7 protein-coding genes are annotated in these 6,269 nt (G+C 67.0%); all 7 read left to right on the forward strand.

Annotated features, from left to right (window positions below; genetic code table 11):
• Positions 1–138: 138 nt before the first annotated feature.
• Positions 139–741: a MotA/TolQ/ExbB proton channel family protein gene (locus tag IRZ12_RS03110; RefSeq protein ID WP_296463997.1), complete on the forward strand. Its 603-nt coding sequence runs from the start codon at positions 139–141 to the stop codon at positions 739–741.
• A 60-nt stretch (positions 742–801) separates the two neighbouring features.
• Positions 802–1,230 carry a biopolymer transporter ExbD gene (locus tag IRZ12_RS03115; protein ID WP_296463999.1) on the forward strand — a complete coding sequence of 143 codons (429 nt, stop codon included), beginning with the start codon at positions 802–804 and terminating at the stop codon, positions 1,228–1,230.
• On the forward strand, positions 1,227–2,267 hold the full coding sequence (gene lpxK, locus IRZ12_RS03120) for a tetraacyldisaccharide 4'-kinase (RefSeq protein ID WP_296464001.1): 1,041 nt from the start codon (positions 1,227–1,229) through the stop codon (positions 2,265–2,267). Before IRZ12_RS03115 ends, lpxK begins: the two co-directional genes overlap by 4 nt.
• Positions 2,248–2,451: a Trm112 family protein gene (locus IRZ12_RS03125; protein ID WP_296464003.1), complete on the forward strand. Its 204-nt coding sequence runs from the start codon at positions 2,248–2,250 to the stop codon at positions 2,449–2,451. Before lpxK ends, IRZ12_RS03125 begins: the two co-directional genes overlap by 20 nt.
• Before the next feature lies 1 nt (position 2,452).
• Positions 2,453–3,220: a 3-deoxy-manno-octulosonate cytidylyltransferase gene (gene kdsB / locus IRZ12_RS03130; RefSeq protein WP_296464008.1), complete on the forward strand. Its 768-nt coding sequence runs from the start codon at positions 2,453–2,455 to the stop codon at positions 3,218–3,220.
• Positions 3,221–3,438: 218 nt separating this feature from the next.
• A complete protein-coding gene (gene adk / locus IRZ12_RS03135; protein ID WP_296464005.1) occupies positions 3,439–4,092 on the forward strand; it encodes an adenylate kinase in 654 nt (217 codons plus the stop codon).
• A gap of 118 nt (positions 4,093–4,210) precedes the next feature.
• A partial coding sequence (locus tag IRZ12_RS03140) for a sodium-translocating pyrophosphatase (RefSeq protein ID WP_296464006.1) occupies positions 4,211–6,269 on the forward strand: 2,059 nt, incomplete at its 3' end.

Here is a 6,269-nt window from a genome sequence, read left to right on the forward strand (position 1 = left end):
GAAAAGGCATCACGCGTAGGATCAAGCCAAGTTACCCACACAATTATCCACAGATTCTGTGGATACCTCCGGCGGCCCGACTTGCCCAGACCCGGCCGCGCTCGTACATTCTCGCCTTCATCGAAAAGGAGAGGTTTCTTGCTCGCCATCGTCCGCGAGGCCGGCTGGCCCATCTGGCCCCTGATCGCCACCTCGTTCATCGCACTGACGCTCATCGTCGAACGCCTGCTCGCCCTGCGCAAGCGCCGCATCGCCCCGCCCCGCCTGCTGGAAGACGTCCTCGTGCTGGTGCAGAAGCGCCGCGTCACGCCCGACATCATAGCCAGGCTGGAGGCCGACTCCCCGCTGGGGAGGGTGCTGGCCGCCGGCCTGCGCAACATGCATCGCTCCCGGCCCGCGCTCAAGGACGCCCTCGAACAGGCCGGGGAAAACGTCGCCCACAGCCTGGGCCGGTACGTGGGCGCCATCGGCACCATCGCGGCCGTCGCCCCCTTGATGGGCCTGTTCGGCACCGTCGTCGGCATGATCGAGATTTTCGGCTCCTACTCGCCCGCCGGCAGCGATCCCGCCCAGTTGGCCCACGGCATCTCCATCGCCCTCTATAACACGGGCCTAGGCATTTTCATCGCCATCCCGGCCATGATCTTCTATCGTTATTTCCGCGCGCGCATCAACGACAGCCTGCACGAACTGGAGCGTGCGGCCGCGCGGCTGATGGATGCTTTGCATGAACCTGCCTGAGCCGCCCTGGAAACAGGCCGGCCGCGGCCGGCGGTGCATCACGGCAATGGAGCGCTGGACATGAATTTCCGTCGGCATCTCGGGCACGACGAACCCGACATCAATCTGATCCCGCTGATCGACGTCCTACTGGTGATCCTGATTTTCCTCGCCGCCAGTACGTCTTTCTCGCGCTTCAGCCAATTGTCCGTGCGGCTGCCCGACGCCTCCGCCCAGGAACAGGAGCCCGGGCCGCAAATCACGATGACCGTCGCCGCGGACGGCCGCTACGCCCTGAATGGCCGCGCCCTGCCGGTATCCGAGGCCGGGCCGCTTGCCGAAGCGATACGCAAGGCGGCGGCCGGGCGTGAAGACCCGACGCTGGTGATCGACGCCGACGCGTCAGCCACGCACCAAGCCGTGGTACGGGCCATGGAAGCCGCAGGCCGCGCGGGGATTTCCCGCGTGGGATTCACGACACAATCCACCGCAGCGCCTGCCTCCCGATGAAATCCTCGGCCCTGCGCGCGACACTACAGCACCAGTGGCAAGAAGGCGGCTGGCTCTCGCGCCTGCTGCGCCCGCTCGCCTGCCTGACGGCAGCCGCTGTCGCCGCCAAGCGCTGGGCCTATCGCACAGGGTGGCGCCGGGCCGAGCGCCTGCGCGTGCCGGTCGTGGTCGTGGGCAACCTCTACGTCGGCGGCACGGGCAAGACACCATTCATCGTGGCTGCCGCGCAAGCGCTGCGCGAGCGCGGCCGCCATCCGGGAATCGTCAGCCGCGGCTATGGCGCATCGATCGGCCCGGCCCCGCGCGTAGGGTGCGGCAGCATCGATCCGGCCGCGTTCGGGGACGAGCCCGCCCTCATCGCGCGCCAGGCCGGGGTTCCCGTCGCCGTGCATCCGCGCCGCGCCGCCGCCGCCCGGGCATTGCTCGAGCAGCACCCGGAGGTGGACGTCATCCTCTCCGACGACGGCCTGCAGCACCTGGGCCTGGCCCGGGACGTCGAAATCGTCGTGCAGGACGAGCGGGGCATCGGCAATGGACTGCTCCTGCCCGCCGGCCCCTTGCGCGAGCCGGCCTCCAAGTTGGGGGACGTCGATGCCATCGTCACCAACCGCAGCGGCGCCCGCGGCGGGCGGCCACCGGCTACGCCGCCCGGGGTGCGGGCGGTAGATATGGACCTCGTCATCGACGGCGTCCGGCGGCTGGCCGACGGCGAATGGCGAGCGCTGCAGGCGCTGCCGCCCGCGCGCCGCATCGCAGCCGTGGCAGGCATTGGCAATCCCTCGCGCTTTTTCGAGACCCTACGCCGGGCGGGCATCCACCTGGACGCAGCCCTCGGGTTGCCCGACCACTACGACTACGCGGATTCTCCGTTCGCCGCCATCGACGCGGACCTCATACTCATCACCGATAAGGACGCCGTAAAATGTTCTTTTTTGGACGACCCGCGCGTATGGGTCGTCAGCGTATCGGCGCACTTGTCCGACCCCACCTTCTTCGACTGGCTGGAAACCCGACTCCATGGACGTACGCCTGCTTGACATCCTGGTCTGCCCGCTTTGCAAGGGGCCCTTGCGCCACGACCGCTCGGCCAAGCTGCTGACTTGCCGCGCCGATCGGCTGAGCTTCCCCATCCGCGACGGCATACCGGTCATGCTCGAGTCCGAGGCACTGCCCTGGCAGGAAGAGGCCGAAGCGCAAGCCGGCGAGGCCGCCCGTGGCTGACCTGCCCGCGTTCATCGCCATCATTCCGGCCCGTGCCGCCTCCACCCGGCTGCCGGGCAAGATGCTTGCCGACATCGGCGGCGAACCCATGGTGGTGCGCGTCGCCAGGCAGGCACAGGCGAGTGGCGCCGCCCGCGTGCTGGTCGCCACCGACGACGCCGCGATCCGGGATGCGGTGCGCGCGCATGGGTTCGAGAGCCTGCTGACGCGCGCCGACCATCCCACGGGCACGGACCGCCTGGCCGAAGCGTGCGATGCGCTCGAGCTCGACGACACCCAGCTCGTGGTCAACGTCCAGGGCGACGAACCTTTGATCGACCCGGCGCTCATCGCGCAGGTCGCGCACACCCTCGACCGCCACGCCGCGGCCGCCATTGCCACGGCGGCGCACCCCATCGACACGGCCGAGGAGCTGTTCAACCCGAACTTCGTCAAGGTCGTGTGCGGCGCCGACGGACATGCGCTGTACTTCTCGCGTGCCCCCATTCCCTGGGCGCGCGACGCGCTAGCCGCAGGCGAACGCGTTTGCGCACCGGGCCTGCCCGCCATGCGCCACATCGGCCTATACGCGTACCGGGTCGGTTTCCTGCGTCGCTTTCCCTCGCTGCCGCAAGGCAGGCTGGAGAAGTGGGAATCGCTCGAGCAACTCAGGGCGCTGGAACACGGCTATGCGATCCAGGTGCACGTCACGCCGCAGGCCCCTGCGCCCGGGGTCGACACCCAGGCCGATTTGGAACTCGTACGCCGGTTAGTCGCCGAAAGAAGCTAATTTGACCGCTCTGGCGCGCTTGAGGTAATTTTGGGCAATCGCGCCTGGAACACGCGGCCACAAGGGGGGCGGCACCACACCGACGACCGCATGCCGCAACGCATCGGCCTTCTCTTCACACTGGCGATACCGCAACGCCGCCCCGGCGGGGCCTGGACTGCCGTGTTTGCGCCGATCGTGCCACAGGACTAGAACACCAACTCAATCAGGAATCATCAATGCGTCTAATCTTGCTTGGAGCGCCCGGCGCCGGCAAAGGCACTCAGGCTGCGTTCCTCAAGGAACGCTACGGCATCCCGCAAATCTCCACCGGCGACATGCTCCGTGCCGCCGTCAAGGCCGGCACCCCGCTCGGGATCGAAGCGAAAAAAGTCATGGATGCCGGCGGCCTTGTGTCCGACGACATCATCATCGGCCTGGTCAAGGATCGCCTCAAGGATCCCGACTGCGCGAACGGCTACCTGTTTGACGGTTTCCCGCGCACCATTCCGCAAGCCGAAGCCCTGCGCGCGGCAGGCGTGCCGCTCGACTTCGTCGTCGAAGTGGACGTGCCGGAAGAGGAAATCATCGAACGCATGAGCGGTCGGCGCGTGCACCTGCCCAGCGGACGCACCTACCACCTGCGGTTCAACCCGCCCAAGAACGAAGGCGTCGACGACATCACGGGCGAACCCCTGGTGCAGCGCGACGACGACAAGGAAGAGACCGTGCGCAAGCGCCTCGAGGTCTACCGCCAGCAGACGCGCCCGCTGGTGGATTATTACTCGCAATGGGCTGCGTCGGGCGACCCGCAGGCGCCGCGCTACCGGAAGATTTCCGGCGTCGGCACCGTCGAGGAAATCAAGGCCCGGCTCTTCGACGCGGTCAAGTAACCGCGCGCGGCGGCGCCCCCCGCCGCCCCCGCAGACGAACGCTTCGCCTGCGCTCAATCGTTTTTGTTTGCTTCGTAGTCGTCAAGGTTTCGCAGTAGAACAAAAAAGGAGGAGTTGCATGGCCACCGGTCTGTTGTTTGCGCTCGTATGCGGCCTTTTGGCCGTCGCATTCGGCGCGTTTTCCACTTTCTGGATCCTCAAGCAGGAGAGCGGGAACACCCGCATGGTGGAAATCGCGTCGGCGGTCCAGCAGGGGGCGCAAGCCTATCTCGCCCGACAATATTCCACCATCGCGATCGTCGGCGTCATCCTGTTCATCGTCATCGGCCTCGTTCCCGGCCTCGGCTGGGCGTGTGCGGTGGGCTTCGCGGTCGGCGCCATCCTGTCCGGCGCAGCGGGCTTCATAGGCATGAACGTATCGGTGCGCGCCAACGTGCGCACGGCGCAAGCCGCGACACTCGGGCTCAACCAGGCCTTGACCGTCGCCTTCCGCGGCGGCGCCATCACCGGCATGCTGGTAGTCGGCCTCGGGCTGACCGGCATCACCGTGCTGCTCTGGATCCTGCTCGCCACCAATCTTTCCGGGGCCGAGGGGCTGCATGACAGGCTGCTTCCGCTCATCGGCCTCGCCTTCGGTTCGTCCCTGATCTCCATCTTTGCCCGCCTCGGCGGCGGCATCTTCACCAAGGGAGCGGACGTCGGCGCCGACCTCGTGGGCAAGGTCGAAGCCGGCATCCCCGAAGACGATCCGCGCAACCCGGCCGTGATCGCCGACAACGTAGGCGACAACGTGGGCGACTGCGCAGGCATGGCAGCCGACCTCTTCGAGACCTATGCCGTCACCATCATCGCCACCATGCTGCTGGGCTCGCTCATGATCGAGGTCGCCCCGCTCGAGGCGGTGATTTATCCGCTCGTGCTCGGCGGGTTCTCCATCATCGCGTCCATCCTGGGTTGCATGGCGGTCAAGGCGAGCCCTGGCAAGCGCATCATGAGCGCCCTGTACCGCGGCCTCATCGTCGCCGGCGTCCTGGCGCTCGTCGTGTTCTACCCGCTCACGGCATGGGTGTTCGGCGGAACGCCCCTCGACGACGGCGGCAGCCTTGGCAGGCTGTACGGTTGCACCGTGGTCGGACTGGTGCTGAGCGGCCTCATCGTCTGGATCACCGAGTACTACACCGGCACCGAATACAAGCCGGTGCGCTCGGTCGCCCAAGCCTCCACCACGGGCCACGGGACCAACATCATCGCCGGCCTGGCCGTATCGATGAAGTCGACCGCCGCGCCGGTCATCCTGGTATGCCTGGCCATCTACGCCGCTTATACCCTGGCCGGCCTGTACGGCATCGCCGTCGCCGCTACCTCCATGCTGTCGATGGCCGGCATCATCGTCGCGCTGGATGCCTACGGCCCCATCACCGACAATGCGGGCGGCATCGCCGAAATGGCGCAAATGCCCGAATCGGTGCGAAATATCACCGACCCGCTCGACGCCGTGGGTAACACCACGAAAGCCGTCACCAAGGGCTATGCCATCGGCTCTGCGGGCCTGGCGGCGCTGGTGCTGTTTGCCGACTTCACCCACGCGCTGGACCACCTCGGCAAGAGCGTGGGCTTCTCGCTGGCGGAGCCGGCCGTCATCATCGGCCTGTTCATCGGCGGCCTCATCCCCTATCTCTTCGCCGCCATGGCAATGGAGGCCGTCGGGCGTGCGGCAGGCTCGGTGGTGGTCGAGGTTCGCCGCCAGTTCAAGGAGATCCCAGGCATCATGGAAGGCACCGGCAAGCCTGAATACGGCAAGGCGGTAGACATGCTCACCAAGGCCGCGATCAAGGAAATGATGATTCCTTCGGCCCTGCCCGTCGTGGTGCCCATCGTGCTGGCCATCGTCATCGGCCTGCTGATGGGCGGCGAGGCGGCCCGGATGGCCGTGGGCGGCATGCTGATGGGGGCCATCGTCACGGGCCTGTTCGTCGCCATCTCGATGTGCACGGGCGGCGGCGCCTGGGACAACGCCAAGAAATACATCGAGGAAGGCAATCACGGCGGCAAGGGATCGGAAGCCCACAAGGCTGCCGTGACCGGCGACACGGTCGGCGACCCCTACAAGGATACGGCCGGCCCCGCGGTGAACCCGCTCATCAAGATCGTCAACATCGTGGCACTGCTGCTAGTGC

It is taken from the genome of Pigmentiphaga sp., assembly GCF_019689535.1.
Lineage (GTDB): Bacteria > Pseudomonadota > Gammaproteobacteria > Burkholderiales > Burkholderiaceae_B > Pigmentiphaga.